General features: G+C 59.4%; 17 protein-coding genes and 1 pseudogene. 10 read left to right on the top strand and 8 right to left on the bottom strand.

Translation table 11 applies throughout. The features are described 5' to 3' along the window. Both C8J43_RS20920 and C8J43_RS20915 read right to left on the bottom strand, forming a co-directional pair. A partial coding sequence (locus tag C8J43_RS20920; protein ID WP_243645716.1) for a protein ImuA occupies positions 1–746 on the bottom strand: 746 nt, incomplete at its 3' end. Between the two features lie 458 nt (positions 747–1204). Beyond that, complete coding sequence (locus C8J43_RS20915; protein ID WP_243645715.1) at positions 1205–1705, bottom strand: hypothetical protein; 501 nt, start codon at positions 1703–1705, stop codon at positions 1205–1207. A gap of 131 nt (positions 1706–1836) precedes the next feature. Between C8J43_RS20915 and C8J43_RS20910 the strand changes: the two genes are divergently transcribed. Further along, on the top strand, positions 1837–2610 hold the full coding sequence (locus C8J43_RS20910) for a hypothetical protein (protein WP_133032494.1): 774 nt from the start codon (positions 1837–1839) through the stop codon (positions 2608–2610). A gap of 292 nt (positions 2611–2902) precedes the next feature. Here C8J43_RS20910 and C8J43_RS22085 read toward each other — a convergent pair whose 3' ends face one another. After that, the gene (locus tag C8J43_RS22085; RefSeq protein WP_165899724.1) at positions 2903–3061 is read right to left on the bottom strand and encodes a hypothetical protein; all 159 of its coding nucleotides are present in this window, start codon (positions 3059–3061) and stop codon (positions 2903–2905) included. 325 nt (positions 3062–3386) lie between these two features. Between C8J43_RS22085 and C8J43_RS20905 the strand changes: the two genes are divergently transcribed. After that, complete coding sequence (locus tag C8J43_RS20905; protein ID WP_207893477.1) at positions 3387–4376, top strand: SDR family oxidoreductase; 990 nt, start codon at positions 3387–3389, stop codon at positions 4374–4376. Positions 4377–4532: 156 nt separating this feature from the next. Here C8J43_RS20905 and C8J43_RS20900 read toward each other — a convergent pair. After that, positions 4533–5266, bottom strand: a pseudogene (locus C8J43_RS20900) (SDR family oxidoreductase). An 81-nt stretch (positions 5267–5347) separates the two neighbouring features. Here C8J43_RS20900 and C8J43_RS20895 point away from each other — a divergent pair. Then, the gene (locus tag C8J43_RS20895; protein ID WP_133032493.1) at positions 5348–5752 is read left to right on the top strand and encodes a helix-turn-helix domain-containing protein; all 405 of its coding nucleotides are present in this window, start codon (positions 5348–5350) and stop codon (positions 5750–5752) included. 892 nt (positions 5753–6644) lie between these two features. Here the strand turns inward: C8J43_RS20895 and C8J43_RS22235 are convergent. Both C8J43_RS22235 and C8J43_RS20890 read right to left on the bottom strand, forming a co-directional pair. Further along, positions 6645–7043 carry a hypothetical protein gene (locus C8J43_RS22235; protein ID WP_207893476.1) on the bottom strand — a complete coding sequence of 133 codons (399 nt, stop codon included), beginning with the start codon at positions 7041–7043 and terminating at the stop codon, positions 6645–6647. 71 nt (positions 7044–7114) lie between these two features. After that, positions 7115–8380: a patatin-like phospholipase family protein gene (locus C8J43_RS20890; RefSeq protein ID WP_207893475.1), complete on the bottom strand. Its 1266-nt coding sequence runs from the start codon at positions 8378–8380 to the stop codon at positions 7115–7117. A gap of 64 nt (positions 8381–8444) precedes the next feature. Between C8J43_RS20890 and C8J43_RS20885 the strand changes: the two genes are divergently transcribed. Continuing rightward, positions 8445–9317, top strand: coding sequence for a DNA/RNA non-specific endonuclease (locus tag C8J43_RS20885; protein WP_133032492.1), 873 nt, complete (start codon positions 8445–8447; stop codon positions 9315–9317). 648 nt (positions 9318–9965) lie between these two features. On the opposite strand, the gene C8J43_RS20875 is transcribed toward C8J43_RS20885, so the two are convergent. Further along, entirely contained in the window at positions 9966–10553 is a 588-nt protein-coding gene (locus C8J43_RS20875) for a hypothetical protein (RefSeq protein WP_133032491.1), read from the bottom strand. Positions 10554–10806: 253 nt separating this feature from the next. On the opposite strand from C8J43_RS20875, the gene C8J43_RS20870 reads away from it, so the two are divergent. The 4 genes from C8J43_RS20870 to C8J43_RS20855 all read left to right on the top strand — a co-directional run bounded on the left by C8J43_RS20870 (position 10807) and on the right by C8J43_RS20855 (position 14166). Continuing rightward, complete coding sequence (locus tag C8J43_RS20870) at positions 10807–11049, top strand: hypothetical protein (RefSeq protein ID WP_133032490.1); 243 nt, start codon at positions 10807–10809, stop codon at positions 11047–11049. Further along, on the top strand, positions 11046–12254 hold the full coding sequence (locus C8J43_RS20865) for a radical SAM protein (RefSeq protein ID WP_243645714.1): 1209 nt from the start codon (positions 11046–11048) through the stop codon (positions 12252–12254). Before C8J43_RS20870 ends, C8J43_RS20865 begins: the two co-directional genes overlap by 4 nt. 200 nt (positions 12255–12454) lie before the next feature. Continuing rightward, positions 12455–13537, top strand: a complete 1083-nt coding sequence (gene hxsC, locus C8J43_RS20860) for a His-Xaa-Ser system radical SAM maturase HxsC (protein ID WP_133032489.1) — start codon at positions 12455–12457, stop codon at positions 13535–13537. Beyond that, on the top strand, positions 13534–14166 hold the full coding sequence (locus C8J43_RS20855) for a peptidoglycan-binding protein (protein ID WP_133032488.1): 633 nt from the start codon (positions 13534–13536) through the stop codon (positions 14164–14166). Before hxsC ends, C8J43_RS20855 begins: the two co-directional genes overlap by 4 nt. An 826-nt stretch (positions 14167–14992) precedes the next feature. Here the strand turns inward: C8J43_RS20855 and C8J43_RS20845 are convergent. Next, positions 14993–15652 carry a PAS domain S-box protein gene (locus tag C8J43_RS20845; protein ID WP_207893474.1) on the bottom strand — a complete coding sequence of 220 codons (660 nt, stop codon included), beginning with the start codon at positions 15650–15652 and terminating at the stop codon, positions 14993–14995. Positions 15653–15956: 304 nt separating this feature from the next. Between C8J43_RS20845 and C8J43_RS20840 the strand changes: the two genes are divergently transcribed. Both C8J43_RS20840 and C8J43_RS22080 read left to right on the top strand, forming a co-directional pair. Next, on the top strand, positions 15957–16538 hold the full coding sequence (locus C8J43_RS20840; RefSeq protein WP_133032485.1) for an Rrf2 family transcriptional regulator: 582 nt from the start codon (positions 15957–15959) through the stop codon (positions 16536–16538). Next, positions 16526–16699: a hypothetical protein gene (locus tag C8J43_RS22080; RefSeq protein ID WP_165899721.1), complete on the top strand. Its 174-nt coding sequence runs from the start codon at positions 16526–16528 to the stop codon at positions 16697–16699. The genes C8J43_RS20840 and C8J43_RS22080 overlap by 13 nt, the downstream gene beginning before the upstream one ends. The last annotated feature ends 147 nt before the right edge of the window (positions 16700–16846 follow it).

Here is a 16846-nt window from a genome sequence, read left to right as displayed (position 1 = left end):
CGTGCCGGTCCAGCCGTCTCAGCCGCTCGATGGCCAAGTGCGGCAGGAACAGCGAGACAACCCGTCTCATCGCAGCCCTCCAAAATCATCGAAAATGCTTCGCCGCCACGCTGCCGTGCGACCTCGACCTGCCACCGCGATCGGCCGACGCCGGCAACACCGAGGCGCTCGGACGACGCACTGGCGATCCGCCAGCGGGTCCAGGCCGCAGACGGCTCGGCGAGCGGATCCTGGTCGCGATTACGTCTGCGTCGCAGGATAAGAACGGGGATGTCGGCGTCGGCCGCTACCAGTTGCAGGCGCCGCGTCGCTACCATCGACATCCGGCTTACCTCGGCGATCACCGCTGACGGCGTTCCATCGCGCACCGCGTCTTCGACGACGGCCAGCAAGGCTGCATCGTCACGGGGTTGTGCGTGAATCAAGTCGGCAGATGATAGCCCCGCCTGCTCCAAGCCCGGCGCATAGAGATCGTTGCGACAGCTCACCCACAGCACCGGTCCGCCTGTATGCGCCGCTTCTCGCGCGGCGATGCCTGCGAGGAACAGCGTTGCTGCAGCATCGTCGACCATCGAACAGCTTTGTGCGGCAACCTCGTGCAGTGCTCCAGCGCGAAGGCCCCTGCTTGCGAGGCGATCGTCGAGCGCAGGGATACCGAACGGCATGATGCGGTGATCCACCACCGGCGTTGCGATTGTCCGCAGGTGGGCGATGGTTGTCGGCAGGGACTCGAGGGCGGTGATCATGATGTCTAGACTCTACCTGTTCCCTTTATGTTCCGTTACCAGAATCGTTTGGTCAAGCGTCAGACTCGAGACTCATGTGGATAAGGTTCCGGCTGGGAACGTTGCGAAGCGCGTTTGGCTATGTGCCGCGGAGGCGGGCTACCGTGAATGCGCGTATGCGAACGACTGTCATTGGGCATGCGGATCGGCGTGCCGGATCCAGTCCGTTTCCCGCGCTATCGAACCTTCGTCAGCCGTGCCTTAGCGCCGAGCTAGCCAAGGGAGGAGTTTGGCTCCGACATCCCGCCAAGTGCATGGAATTCAATCCGGATTAGCCAGTTTTGCATTCGCCATTGCCCGGTCTGCCGGATACCAAGGTGACGCCTTTCAGGCATCCTCTCCTAAAACTTCCAGGGTCGCTTTTGGCGGCCCCTTTTTTTGCCTGAAAGCCGTCGGCACAGCGTATCCGACGCTCTGCGCTACCGGACGTTTGCATATAGCGAACGGCTATCGTCGAGCATGCTGATCGGCGTCGGCGTGATCCAGTCCGCCCCCCGCATCGGATATGGGCCGTAGAACAGATCGCCGAGCGCACGCCGGTAATGCGCGTTCATCCAGCGCCGACGGCGATGTTCAGGACCGTCATAGATCATGTGGCAGCGCTGGCAGAGCGCCGCCAGCTGGTGAAGCGCGCTGTCGCTAGGGTCATGGTTGAGATGCGCGCATGCGAGCACCACTGGTGTCCATTTGCCGAAGCTCAGGATGTCCTCCGTTGGCCGACGAACACGCCGACCGTCGCCATTGCGCCAGTATGACCGGCCTTCGTCCCACCAGCGCCCGTCGCCCATGTGGAAGACCCGTTGACCGTGCGGACGCCCGCAATGTTCGCAGCGTCCGCCTGCGCGCACGAAGCGGACCAGATGCGATAACTGGGGCCAATCGATCGGATACAGGAAGACATGTTCGGGGCGGATCGGCATCGGTGCCCTCCACCAACAGCATCGCTACCCGTATGTCTAGCGACGTTCTGGCCCTTTGATGTTCTTGCTATGTCCTACAGGCAAACATTCGTGCATCCGACCGTCAGCTGAGTCGAAACGGATCGAATGCGATGGGCTATTCAGGAACACATTGGCCGGAAGGGCTGAACGACGAAGAGGCGCTGCAGCGTCTGCAAACTCTATGTCTGGGTGCCTGCGATGGGATCCAGGATCTGGCGGATGACACGCGCTACAAAGCGCTACGCCAGGCGCTGCTTGGCCGGACCGACCTGCGACCGTTGGCGCCGGCCTTTGTCGCAGCGCAGCCCAGCCTTGAGGCATTCGTACGTCATGCGCGAGAGACCAAGGATCGCAATCTGCGGCGTGAGATGGTCCGTGAGCAGTTCAAGGCGCTGTGGGACGAGGTTCGCGGACCGGATGCCGTCAGTTCGGCGACCTGGACCGGGCGCCCTTCTCTGCGCGAGCATGCCGCTGTCATTCAGGCGTTAGCGCCTGTTGCTTTGGAAGCCTTGCAACGGCTGATCGACGATGAGGAGCTCGCTCGCGACAATGGTGGGCCGGTCGATGCCGATCGGGCGGTAGCCCTGGAGCAGCTGAAGGCGCTGCACCATGCGCTGGGCGATCTGATCGCGGCAGTCGATCAAGGGGGATCGCTCGAGGCAGTGTTCGAACGGCTCCGGCTTGTCCGCCAGGAGGCGAAGGTCGCGATCGGAAAGGCAACGGCTGCGCTGCCGGTCACGACGTCGGCGCTGATCGCGTTCGGTAGCGTCGTTGGTATCGTCGAGTTCTTCGTCGGCAATGTTGTTGTTGCGGTCGCTGCCGGGGGGATCGCAGGCAATACGCTTAAAGATGCGATGCTCAAGAAGGAGGCCGCAGCCAATTAAGGATCTGGCACTCCAACACGTTCATCCGCGCTACAAATCTAACATGGATGACGCATGGTCGTCATCACGATCCTAGATCTGATCGTTAGGCAAAAGATGAATTAGTCACCGATGATAAGCAACTTATACGCCAGACGCGTCGACAATACCGGCCCGGTTAAGGCGTGGCAGTGATACAGGACGCTCTGCCAAGGGTTATATGTTTAAAAGGCGAATGGGAAATTCCGAACACATTTTGATCAAAACACTCAAATTCTCCTAATCCTTTTCAATATAGTCCGCCCTCTTCTCTCTACTCGGCGCCTTCCTTCTGGGCCTCCTCGAGATCGTCTGAGTTTTGTGCGTCGGGCGACGGCTTATTCTCAAGACTATCTTCCGGACCGTTATTACTATCCGGCAGTTCGTTGACGTCGGTTTCAAAACCCGGTTCTTCGTCCTGTGGGGCGGCCATAACTACTATCCTTCAGCGGATGTAACGATCCGAGAAGGCACACGGTTGCTATTGCCTGCCACGCGCTAATGATGCCCTGATAAAGCGGGCTGCAGGACCCGGTCTCGGACACGCGCGCGATGCCCCACATCAGACCTTCGTTTAGCGTTGCAAGCGTGGCTAGGAGGAGGACAAATGCCGCTCGCTGATGCTCATCCGTCTCGAAGATAATCCATTTTTGCAGATGCTTGGGAGGCGCAGAGGATACGACGCGGTTAGCTGCCGAATTTGGAACGGAAGCAATCGTTTAGCGCTTGGGGTTGTGATCATTCCGGGAGCTATGACGATGACCGATACCACACGACGCACCTTCGTGACGGGAGCAGCCATTACCGCTGGTGCCATCGCCGCGACGGCTGGACACGCCGCAGCGCAAGGAGGTGGCAGTAACGCCGCGACGACACCGGCAGCCGCAGCGTATCCCAAGCCCCCCTACCCCGTGCAACGGCAGCCTTGGCCCGGTCTTGCGTCGAAGATGACACCGCGTCCCGATCACGGCGAAAAAAGCTACAAGGGTTCAGGCAAGCTGGCAGGCAAGAAAGCCCTGATAACCGGCGGAGACAGCGGCATTGGTCGCGCTGCAGCGATTGCGTATGCGCGAGAGGGCGCGGACGTTGCGATCAACTATTTGCCGGCCGAAGAACCTGACGCTCGCGAAGTCATCGCGTTGATCCGGGCCGAGGGTCGCAAGGCCGTCGCGATCCCCGGTGATCTACGCGACGAGCGCTTTTGCCGACGGCTTGTGCAGCAAGCGAGCGAACAGCTTGGCGGGCTCGATATCCTAGTCAACAATGCGGCCCGTCAGCAGACGCGTCCCGGCATCGCCGATATCTCGAGCCAGGACTTCGACGATACGATGAAAACAAACGTCTACGCGCCGTTCTGGCTGACGAAGGCGGCACTCGAACGGATGAGTGCAGGCGCGGTGATCGTCAACACGTCCTCCGAGCAGGCTGGTAATCCTTCACCCGACATCGTCGACTATGCGCTGACCCGTGCCGCGGTGCTGAACTTCACGAAGAGCATGGCCAAGCAGCTTGCCAGCCGCGGTATCCGCGTCAACGCCGTTGCGCCCGGCCCGTTTTGGACTCCGCTGCAGGTCAGCGGCGGGGCAACGCCTGAGAAGTTGCGAACCTTCGGTGGAGACTCGCCGATGGCAAGAGCAGGTCAGCCAGCGGAAATTGCGGCACTTTACGTTGCCGCAGCCGATCCGTCCTTGAGCTACTCGACAGGCCAGATCTTCGGTTCGACGGGCGGAAATGGACAACCGGCGTAACTTTCGGAACAGCGGATAGTCCGTACCCGGGCGAGCATCGCCTGCTCGGGTTCTGGTAGGCCTGACCAAGGAAAGAACGTTTTGGGTCTAAGCATCTTGATTTGACCGGTACCCTGTTCGAAGCCAGCGGACTTTCTAGCCCGCTGGCTTAGTTCGTCAGATTTGAGCCAAACCTCCGTCGGTGAACAGCTCGCTGCCCGTCATGAAGCTGCTATCCGACGATGCGAGGAACGCCGCGGCTGCTGCGACTTCGGACGGGTCGCCGACGTGCCCAATCGGCGTGGTAGACCCCATCTCGATCATGGCATCGCGACCGACAACCTCGGCTGCCAGCTCAGTTAGCGTTGGTCGTGGCGACAGGACATTGACGCGGATACCCGTACCACGCAGATCTTGCGCCCAGCTGCGCGCAAGGTTACGAACAGCAGCCTTCGAAGCGCTATAGATGCTGAACGCAGGCGTTCCCATCACGCCGGTGGTCGAGCCGGTAAGGATGATCGAACCACCCTGGCCCATCAGCTTCAAGCCCTTTTGCACGGTGAAGATTGTGCCCTTCACATTGATGTCGAAGGTCTCGTCGTAATGCTCGGACGTGATCTCGGTGAGCGGCACGAGGGCGCCGGTCCCAGCATTGGCGAACAGGATATCGAGCGTCCCGCGCTTCTGCTTTACCGTATCGAACAGCCGGTCAAGATCGCCGGCATCTGTGACCGATCCTGCCACCGCACGCGCATTCGCGCCGAGCGTGGCCACTGCCGCGTCTAGTTTCTCCTGTCTCCGGCCGAAGATGTAGACGAACGCGCCGTCCTCGATGAAGCGCTTTGCCGACGCCAGGCCGATGCCCGTGCCGCCCCGGTGATGATCGCGGTTTTGCCGTTTAGTCGGTTCATACATGCCTCCAGTTTTGGTTGCATGCAGCTGGCGCTCGACTTACCTGTGGGTAAGTATGCACCTTTTGGTAAGTATCAATTATGTCTGATCACCTTAGACCCGCCATCGTCGAGCCCGCTCCCGTTGCGCCCGCCTTCACCTGTGGCCTCGACGCGACGCTCAAAATCATTTCTGGCAAATGGAAGCCACTCATCCTGTATTTCCTGTTACGCGGACCGACGCGCTACGGTGAGTTGAAGCGCGCGGTGCGCGACGTCAGCGACAAGGTTCTAATCCAGCATCTGAAGGAGCTGGAAGCAGACGGCGTATTGCGCAGGAACGACTATAAGGAGGTGCCGCCACGCGTCGACTACACGCTGACGCAGCTTGGTCAGAGCCTTGCTCTGGCACTTGAGCCATTATGTGTTTGGGGTACCGAGAACATGGCAGAGATGCAGGCGATCTTTGCTGAACGGCATGATTGGGTTCGTCAAAAGCATGCCTGACTGCGACGTAAAGGACGAACGAAACCAGATTGGACAGTGCCGCGAGCCAAGATGAATGGCGGGATCTGGCGTTAGCTACCGTCAGGTTTGCAACCTAAGCGGCCTACGAGTGGACGCTCACGCGCCCTTCCCCGCTTCACACGTTCAGCCATACGTTCAACGGGCTTGGCGAGCGTGGTGGTCCGAGAACGAAGTTCGTCGAGAGATTTCCAACCCGGACTAACCTCAGGGCTGTGCCGTCTTGGCCACACGACGTCGGCAAAGCCAAAGCAGGTTAAAGAAGCGTTACCGGATCCGGCTTTCGCGGCTAGAGTCGGATCATGGCACAGAAGCTTATTTGGGTTCCTGCTCCGAGGGTCGAACCGGAGTTTCAAGGCCGTTGGGGCTTGCTTTCGCAAGACGGTCGGTGGGTGGATGTAGCGTATGCTAGCGAAGCCGAGGCGAAGATCGCAGCTGATGTAATGACAGCCACTCAGCCGAAGGCATGGTCAGACAACGATAACTCAGCGGCACGCCTTTCCTACGTGTCATGATGCCGCAACGGAACTGACCTAGACGCTGCGCTCTGCAACTGGAGTCACGCGCGTGGTCAGCCTATCCCCTCTGATGCCAGACGAACTGGTTTACTGCGTCGGCAGCGGCTATCCGGCGACAGCTGCTCAGGTTTCCCAACTGGCCGCCCGTATATGGGCAGAAGCGGCCCCGCATCGTTCTGCCTTCGCATGGGGAAATCTTGCGCCAGCGGCATCGGACAGACTGTTCGCAATGCGATCGGCTGCAATGGCACTGAACGGCTGCTGATCACTGCTAAGATTTAGATGCCCCGAGCTGATGGGTCATCGCATTCATCGAAAAAATGGCGCGCGGTCAGTTGCGACGCTTCTCAGGCAGGTCAGTACCGCGGACTAACCCGCAAGGTACCTACCGGCCGCGGCAACTTGCGGTAGGCGTCGTTGATGCCGGGCTCGAATGCGTCATCCAGATCCGCAACCGCGCCTAGAGCATGATGGATCATACTCCGATCTGTCGTTGTGAGACGCCGATAGCTTTTTGGATGTGTCAGATAGCCAAGCAGCCACGAACCGAAGCCGCTCGACCAAGTTTGATGGACGGTGTCTGACATCCGGGCGAGCTGGTCATATGCTACCAACGAACGCCGCCAGCGGTGTTCATCGAAATCGAGTGCGCCATCAGCAAATCGACGACCAACTTCGAGCCCGCGGAACATCAGTGCCCGCGCACGTTCTGGCGGCATGGTGAGGTTGAGGCCGCCTTCGTCTGCCGAAAGCATGACATGGGCAATACGCTCGCGCTGTCCTGGCATCGTACTCAGCAACTGATCCTGCCAGTCTTTCGCCGCCCTCAGGATTGATCCGAACAAACCGCTGACGGACACTGTCTCGCGCGCCGGCAACCCAAAGCCTTGGCGAGCGGTAGCAGGAATGAATACCCGCTGGTCCCCGGTTGTTGTTCCGGGGGGAAGGTCGTCAAGGCTGAGTGCGAAAGTCGGTCGAGCAGGCAACAAGGCATCGAACAGGTGGATAGGAAAATTGCTGCTGATGCCGCCATCGGCAAACAGGATACGCGGTTTTCGACTATCGGCGTAGCGCCGGTGGCGCGCTGAAGCTCGGCGTTCGCGAAGTCGCGGACATGGACCGGTACCGCTGCAAACAGCAGCGGAAAGGCAAGGCTCATCCGCGCGGCAACGAGGACCGGCAGATCGACCGGGGAGGGAAAGCTTAAGAGCCCAGGCATCTGAGCCGGTTCGGCAACGGATCCCGCTATCCACTCGCACACATCGCCCGGAAACAGTCGCCGCCACTCGGTATCGCTGTATGCCGCGGTGATGCCGAGGGTTGGCAGCGTATGCGGCCGCCCCATGCCAAGGTTGGTCGTAATAACCCGCAGATCAATCTGCTCGCCTGAGCTGGTCCCTTGCAATTGCCCGAAGGTTAGCGGCGGTTGGCTCCGCCAGTCTTCACCGAATGCGATGTTTTGGATCGCCGCATGAAGCCAGCTGGTCAGCGCGGGTCCGTTCCCGCCAGATTGATCAGTGCCCGGGCAGACACCAAAGTCGCTTCGCGGCAGCTGCGTTCGGATAAGCGTTTGCACATGCACAAGTAGGGCGGCGACCAGCCCGACAAGTGCTCCAAGGAGAATGCCCGCCAGTCCGGCTCGTAACGCCCACATACCGATCGCACCGACGACGGTACCAACCATAGCTTGAAACGGTGCCACCAGTGGCAGACCTGCAATTAGGCTCAGCGCGCTGCTGCCGCTCTGGGCCCGTAGCAGATACCGAAATAGGCGGCGGAAGCGAGGTTCAGGCTGGAACAGCGCGGCCATGCGCTCGGGTAGTTCGTCACAATGATATTGCAGACGGACAAAGCCGGCAGGATCACCGCGCACCGTGCGCGCATACTCGGCCGCTGCTGCCAGCGACGCGGCGATCGCGCCGGCGGACGTGCCGCCAATCGAGCGGAACCGATACCGGCGAGCAAGCTCCAGAATCGCGTATGGATAGACAATGCCGCTAGTGACGCCGCCTTTCATGACGATGTCGCATTCGTCAGCGGGCGATGCGAACATATCGGCCGTGTAGATCGGGAAATCCTGGTCGTCGCGCATACGAGGTCCTCAGGTGTTCTATGATCGTCGCACAGGCGTCATCAGCCAGCTATAGAAATTGGTCATGCAGTGTTTTTACGACAGCCTTATGATCTACCCGGACGCTCGATTTCGTCGTTGGGTCAAAACGCTCAGGCGTATCGCCCTGATTGCGGCGGTAGCGGTATATGCCTCCCCTGCCTTGGCTAGCGATGGTGAATTGCACACGTTCCACTGCCTGTTCGGCTGTCCCTTGGGGGCGCCGGCCACGAACGACACCGTCGTGCGCGAGATCTACACGCTGTCGTCCAACGACCTAACCAAGCTCGCGGACTGGGTCGCATATCGCGTAACGCCCTCATCGATCGGCCCGTCGTCGGATCGCGACTGGCGCTCCGACCTTTCGCTTGCTGCCGATGAGACGCTCGCCCCGGAAGCTTATGACGGGGCCAATCAGGCTCTGCGGACTGACCGCGGTCATCAAGCGCCGCTTGCGGCATTCTCTGGCACGCCGTTTGCCGCTGACACCAACATCCTGTCGAACATCACCCCTCAGGCTTCAGCGCTGAACCAGGGGCCGTGGAACGCACTGGAAGGGCAAGAGCGCTCGCTTGCGCAGCGACTGAACACTGCCGTCTACGTATACACCGGCCCCTTGTTCGAACGTCTAATGGCGCCGCTACCCGCCGGGCCCGTGCTAGAACGCGTCCCATCAGGCTATTGGAAGGTCGTGGCGCTTGCAGATAGCCGGATCAGCGCGTTCGTTTTCGATCAGGCGACACAGCGTACCGTAGACTATTGCAAGGGCCGAGTATCTCTTGCTCACGTCGTGCTTCGCAGCCGGTTAATCCTGTTTCCGATGGCCAACGCAGCCTCGTTTCGAAGCCTCGATAGCGAGATAGGGTGCACGTCCCCGCCCCCGCCCGATCCTGCCCCGTCGACAATCCCGCCTGAGTAACCAGACTATGTCCGACGCTGCCGTTCTCTGAGAAAGTCTTATTGCTGCGATAGGCTTCTGCGCTTAAAATTGTCCGAGGTGCCAGATCAGGCGCCTCGACGGCCAATGGGCCACATTGCCTTAACGTTAGTATCAAGCCGGGGGTTCAACAGAGACCCACACCTCTCACGGTAACGTCGGCTACGAGGATCTTGGCGATGCCGGCGCCTATGATTGAGCTGGTCGGGCCCGCGGCCGTATCGATGCTATCGGTGGGGAAGATGATCTCGAGTACGTGCGAGTTCGGGACGGGAAGACCATCGTCATCAATAACGATCGGCCGAGGAGCGATTTGAACGCGGTAAGACATAAGTTCGGCATAGCGTGTCATTCTGAATGGCGGCCATACGAATTGGTCAGTCCGACGTCATTGACCCACAAGACGACATTCGCGTCCTGTTTGTCGCTCCCCAACTTCTGCCATTCGTTAATCTCGCTGCGATGGCTGCTTTTGTCTCAGCAGATGAAATTGTATAGATGGCCGGCGCTTCGACCGCGATCCGCCCTCGCGTCGATCGGAAGCGGCGTATTGATCAACAGACTGCCACCCGCGTAGCTGATCTCAGCCGCGCTTCGCTTGGCTCGACCGGAATTGTTGAAACGCTAGCGTCAGGCGGTAGCTGTCGTTTTCTCTTCCTCGTCGGCGGGCGCGGACTGATCGTCCGGCCCCCCGGTCGGCGATGTGACCGACGGCGCAGTTTCTGGTCTCCCCTTGTGTTGTGCGTTTACCTTGGCCTGCAGGGCCGAGAGGCGGAGGTCCGCGGCGTCGGTATCCAGTCCAGCTGCGACGGCAGCTTTGAGATACCGCCCGGCCGCTGCTTCGGTATCGAACCAAGCCAGCTCCTTCTCCGCACCGACCGGTTCTCCGTCGCCGAGCGTTGAGCTCGCTTCCGCGTCGAAGCCCCCGCACTCGTCGAGCTTTCGCCAGCTAAAGGTTCGTGCGACGGAATCGTAGCAGTTCTGGCTGTAGATCATCTCACCGGCGAGTTCTTCTTTCGCAGCGATGGAGACGCGTGAGGCGCCCCGACGAACGCCTGCGGGGCTCAGCGGTTGGGGCGGCAGAGGTGATTGCGCTTCCACAGCAGTTACCAACGCCTCCTGAGCATTACCCACGTCCTCGGCAACGGGCGTGGTTGAAGTCGAAACGCCCGTCGATGACGAGCACTTCGAAATGCCGAATAGCAGCGCAACTGCCACGACAAGGATCAGCCAACCGTTATTCCCGGCATTTTTCGGCGGAGTTGTGCCAGCCGGAGGGATAAGCGCCGGTTTAGGTGTTAGCCGCACGGGCCTGCGTTCGACCAAGATTCCCCCCCGAGTTGTCCTTCGCGGAGCTTAACCTTGTCGCACTGATCGGCAATCGGAATTTTATTTAAGAATTAGAGACTTGCCGTAGCGTATACTCGCTCATAGCATTTTGAACTGAGCTGAATGTGGGGACGGCGTGGGGATGGTGGAAGTTCTGATGGAGCTGTCGATGCGCGACGCTCCGTACGAAGCCGAAGCAGCGAAACGCGTGGCCATGGTCTCGGATACGCTTCGAGCCCAGGTGGAGGGCCGCCACGTGATGATCTCAGGTGCTCAAGACGAGGCCGAAGCACGACATTGCTGGCGCGTGTGGCTGCTGAATGAACGCCTCGTCGCGGAAGCTAGCGCAGACCGCCAAGCCGTCCTCGCATTGCTGGTCGCTTGAGCTTCGTACCGCTCCGCCTTCGACCGACAGGTCGTGGAAGCGCGCTTGCGGTCAGTGACGCCGGACGCTTCTTTGTCGGATCGCCGGACTTTCTGGAACGGCTGGCAGACGAGCGCATATCGGATAGCGACCGGGCCTTTCTCCGATCAGGCGGCTTCTTGATCGAGGAAGGCGACTTACTCGGCGCGACTGCACATACGCGCGGGGTGGCTGATCGCATCGCATCCGTTGGAACGCTGGACTATCTTATCCTGGTCCCCACCCTTCGATGCAACTTGTCGTGCAGCTATTGTCAGGTGTCGCGCGTCGCCGAAACGCGGCAGGGCTTCGACTGGAGCGAAGAGACGCTAGCCGCAGTCCTGACCATGATTGACCGCCTCGAGACGCCGCGGCTCAAGATCGAGTTCCAGGGCGGGGAACCTACGCTCCGACCAGACCTCATCCGCGCGGTGATCGAGCGTTGCGCGCGGTTTGAACAGGTCGAATTCGTAGTCTGCACCAACCTTCAGCATGTCGACGATGAGATCATGGCGATCTTCGACCGTCCCGACGTGTTTATCAGCACCTCCCTCGATGGCGATGCCGCCACTCACTCGCGCAACCGCACGGGCACGTTCGAGATTACGGATGCCTTTTTCGCCAATCTTCGCTCGCTGACGGATCGTCACGGCCCACGGAAAATCTCCGCTCTACCCACGATCGATCCCACCTCGCCGCCCGAGATCGACGAGCTGATTGATGCATACGTCACGCTTGGTCTGGACAGTATCTTCCTGCGCCCGATCAATTATCAGGGTTTCGCGAGGAAACGGCATGCCACCTCGCGCGAACAGGATGATGGTTGGCGCGGATACTACCAACGCTTTGTCCGGCGCCTGATCGAGCGCAATTGGTTGGACCGCGGTCGCGTGCTGGAAGAGACCTACCTGAGCATCGCGTTGAGACGGATCTTTCAGCCCGGCCTCGAAAGACATGTCGATCTGCGCAACCCGAACCCGATGGGGGTCGACTATATCGTCGTGGATCACGACGGCACCGTCTATCCCACGGATGAAGCCCGAATGCTCGCGCGCTCTGGTGTCGTTGATCTAGCGATTGGCAGCGTCACTGACGGATGGAACGGCCCAGCGCGTGATCTGCTCAACACGGGCGTGACGAACCAGTTTGACCCCGACTGCATGCGCTGCGCCTTCCAGCCCTTCTGAGGACGCGACGTAGTGGACGATCTTGCACGCTACGGACGAATGGATTTGCCCAGGCGCGAAACTGACTTCTGCCGCCGACACCTTCATCTCTTCGATTTTGCCTTTGAGCTCATATATTCGGACGACGAGGCCGTGAGACACTCCCTGGGACGGTGGCTTCGAATTCCGGGCACGCCTTCGGCGTTCGGGGAGCGACTGTCATGATCGAACTCATCCGTCCCGCCACTGCCGACGCCGAGAGGCCTTATGTGACGCGACTCCGCAGTACTGCCAGCTCCTTCGACCCGCACGATGCGGTGCTTGTTGACGGGGACGCCGAAGGAGGCTTGTTCAGCGGCGCGTTCGGCATAGTTGCTATTGAGGGCATACCTCCTGGGCAGCTTGAAGGTGAGGTAGTGCTCGTAGATCCGGCCCGCCGCCGCATCGAACGTCTGCTCCGAGCCGAGTCGACGACGAACACGCTGTTGGTGACCGAGCGCTGCGATCAGCTGTGCGTCATGTGCTCTCAGCCACCAAAGAAGACGCACATCGACCGTTTCGATCTACTCGAGCGGGCGTGTTTGCTAGCCCCAGAAGGTATGCTCATCGGAATTTCAGGGGGTGAGCCCACGCTGTACAAGGAGCGCCTTCTCACGTTGATGGAGCGGACGCTTTCCATTCGCGCGGATCTGAGCTTCCACGTTCTGACCAATGGTCAGCATTTTACGGCGGCTGACATCCAGCGGCTTGGCGCTCCCGATTACCGGCGCGTCAGCTGGGGGATCCCGCTCTATTCCACCGAACCTGCCCTTCACGACCTTCTGGTCGGCAAGGATGGCGCCTTTGCACAACTCGAAGAGGGCCTTTCCTACCTCGCGATTGCTGGGGCGCGGATCGAACTGAGAACGGTAGTGATGAACGACAATGTCGGTGGCTTACCGGCTCTCGCGGGCTACGTATCGTCAAGGCTTCGCTTTGTCGAAGCTTGGTCGATCATGCAGCTGGAACATGTCGGCTTCGCGAAAAACAGGTGGCCCGCCCTCTTCTTCGACCACAGCGGGCGGTTCGGGCCGATCGCGGAAGCACTGGATCGGGCTCTGCTACACGGCGTGAGAGCGCAGCTATTCAACTTTCCTCGCTGCACGGTTCCCGCCGCCTATCGCAGCCTTGCGATCGCTTCGATCTCCGACTGGAAGCGCAAGTTCGCGCCAGCGTGCAGCGATTGCCGGGAGCAGACGAAATGCTCCGGCTTCTTCGAATGGCATCCCGATGAGGAGGCACGCGTGACCGTGAGACCGTTGTGAAACGAACTAAGTTCCTTGTGTCGAGCCTGCTGGCGGCTGGCTTCTCTGGCCAGCAGGACGCCCTGGCGCAGGCATTCTCGAAAGCCACGATGCGGGCTATTGATGATCCACAGGGGGGCGCCCTCCTGCGTCGATTCTCGCAGGATCACGCGATCACGCTTGCCCAGCATCGCAGTCATTCCAGCCATTCGAGCCACCGCTCGGGCGGTGGCGGCGGCGGTCATTACAGCCATACTAGTCATCGCTCGTCATCGGGCGGCGGGTACAGCCCGAGCTACGACACCACACCGACCTATTCTGCGCCGTACGTCGCGCCAGCTCCCACGCCGTCAGCTCCGGCAGAGCCCACACCATCGGTGCAGCCTCTGTTCGCACGTGAAACCAGAGCAGCGGCGCCCCCCCCGGACGGGCTACCGGCACTGTCAGGAAGAACGAAGCGCTTCACGTCGATTGTGCGCCGGGTCCAAATCGCGCTGATGGCCCAGGACCTCTACTCGGGAGCAGTTGATGGAGTGGTCGGGCCGGCGCTGCGCTCGGCCCTACGAAAGTTCCAGAAGGCTCGCGGTCTCGACGTTACCGGCACCATCACGCCTCCAACCCTCGATGCGCTGATGGTTTCCAGCGGGTGAGGTTCAATAGTCGTGTGGCGACGTCGAAAATGAGACACGTCGGCGCCGCTGCAAGTCCTCGATGGGTAACCGTAAGAGCGGGCATGAAGAGCGCAACGTCCTTTATGGGGTCGGCGGGCCTGACCCACAAGCAGACGTCCCCGCCCCCTTCCCAGCTTCCCAGCTTCGGCCGCTTGTTCATCTCGGGGTTACGACCGCTTTGGGAGCCTGACCCCGCGAACTCGAATGTCGCGACAGGGCAATAATTTAAGGTGCAGGCTGTCCAGGTCGGAGTCTTGTGCGCGATGAGCTTCCGACAGCTTTTGCGAGAGGCTCAGGCACGGGATGAGCGGCGACGCTACGTCGAACCGTAGGTGCCAATCCGGATTCCTCATTCCACAGAACCAGGATTGTAGCGATCGGTGCGGCGGTGAAAATCAGCAGGAAAAGGCCCATCAGCCATTCGTTGGGCTGTAGGGGCTGCGAGAAGCCACCGCTGGGCTGCATCGACGGGCTAGGTCGCGTAGGGCGCCCGCCGGCTTTCCTAGGGTGAAACGGGCGGTCCGCGGTCGCTCGGTAAGCAGACGGCCTGATCTGCGACCGATCATAGGCGGCGCGTGCTTCCTTCTTCCCCAAAACGGAATACGCCTCGTTGATCTCTTTCGCACGAGCAGAGACATCCGCACCATGATTGGCATCGGGGTGATGTTGACGGAGTAGCGCTTTCCACGCGGCATGAATAGTTTCGCGACTTGCCGTCGAGGGCACGCCTAGAACAGAATAATAGTCGGGTGAGAGAGCCATCTAACTGTTACTTGCGGCGAAAACGTGAAAAAGGAAGGTCCGCCTAGGCAACTGCCAGCGACTCAGGCGCTAACGTCGCGAAAAACAGGCGTTCAAGCCTTATAATTCCGTCCTGGCTGAGCTGAATGTATCCCAAATTACTGAGCGGGATTTCTACGAGGCCACGATGAACCAGAGCTTTTACCCATCGATCCATAGATTGTTCTGGAAGGTTAATTAATTTTGCGACTTGTGAAGCCGTCACCACACGACCTTCCGCCTCTGCCAGATACATGTGAAGTAGAATCAGGCCCACATGATCGCTAAAAAGATCTTTTCCTAACTCGATGAGCCGCGCGTCATAAACATGCTTGACCCGAAGGGCTGCTTTCCAAAGCCGTGACGGTGACGGTTCCTGCCTCCCGTCAATCCAAGACAATGTCGTTATCAAACGTCCTTCATCGCCGAACTTGGATACCAAAAGATCCGCTTTTATAAGGCTGCCATCGGGACGTACATATGCTTTGCGCAGATGGGTTGGAGCGGCCTTATCTATCAGCCCCGTAAGCATTTTACTACTTCTGGAGAGATCAGCAGGAGCGGTAATAGCTTTGTACGATATACCAATTAACCGATCAGGCCTGCGCTGAACCAGTCGACAGAACCCGTCATCAAAATCTAGAATGATCCCTGCCATGCTGGATACACAATGAGCGACGGGCATTCAGCGCCTTTCGAATAATTTAAGTTAATTTTCTTAAGGTTTACGAGATCGGCTTACTTCGTATGCTTGGCAAGTGACTGCTACCGGTTGTTACCCCCCATCTAGCACAACTAAAAGACGATCGAAAACGCACAAAGATGCTGGGGTTTGATGCTATTGGCAATCGACCGCGTTGAGACCCTTTGCCGATCGCATCAAAGCGTGGGCGGGGATGAACGCTCAGGTGCTCGGTAGCGTGAGAAACTCAGCGTTTGCGGTGAGCGAGCGATTGGTTTAACTACCACCCGTCGGGTCGGAGTTTCACGTGAGCCATATCAGTACGGCAGTCGAGTATGCACTTCATACCCTGCTCTACATCATTGACTTGCCTGACGACGCAGCGGCGCCAAGTTCTAAGGATCTGGCTACGCTGCGCGCACTGCCAGTGAAGTTCATGGCAGGCGTGACGACCAAGCTCAACAAGGCGGGGATAGTCGTCGCGACCGAGGGTATGCGGGGCGGCATTCGCCTCGCCCGATCGGCTGAAGAAATATCGTTTTATGACGTCGTGATCGCAGTTGACGGCCAAAAAGCGCTCTTCGACTGCCGCAATGTTAGGCATGCATGCCCCTTGTACGGTCAAACGCCCCCTGCCTGGGCGACGTCCGGCGTATGCGGGATCCACGCCGTGATGCTGGAAGCCGACGCGCGGATGAAGGATGTTCTGAAAGCGAGAACACTTCGCGACATGGCTGATCATGCCGCCACGCGGGTTCCCGCTGAGTTTCGGGAAGAGACCCGAATATGGCTAGAAAACAGATCTCAAACGAGGCGGCGAACATCGAGCTCGCCAGAGGGCATCGCGAAATCTGCTGAGATGACGGAGGTAAAAATATGCCCGAAGTGAAAGCCCGTTTGCAGCAGCTGGCCTTGATCGAGCAAGCCGCCCAGAACGCCGTCTATATTGCTGATCAATGCAATGAGATTTTGATTGGTATTCGAGCGGATGAATGCCTTCAGACTGTTCGTGATCGCATCACTGAAATTTCCGAGCAAGGCCGACTGTAGGTAGCCGTTCTGATGCTACCTTGGCTTGAAGACCCAGTTCCGGTCATTTAAGCCGCCTTCCCCGCCTCCCAACTTCCGACACTCGTTAACATTTGCACTTAAACAGGGCGCATATAGGCTCCAACAGCTTGCCGCCCATTCGTGTTA

The organism is Sphingomonas sp. PP-CE-1G-424 (genome assembly GCF_004341085.1).
In the GTDB taxonomy this organism is placed as follows: Bacteria; Pseudomonadota; Alphaproteobacteria; order Sphingomonadales; family Sphingomonadaceae; genus Sphingomonas.
This window is presented reverse-complemented; position numbering and strand designations above follow the sequence as displayed.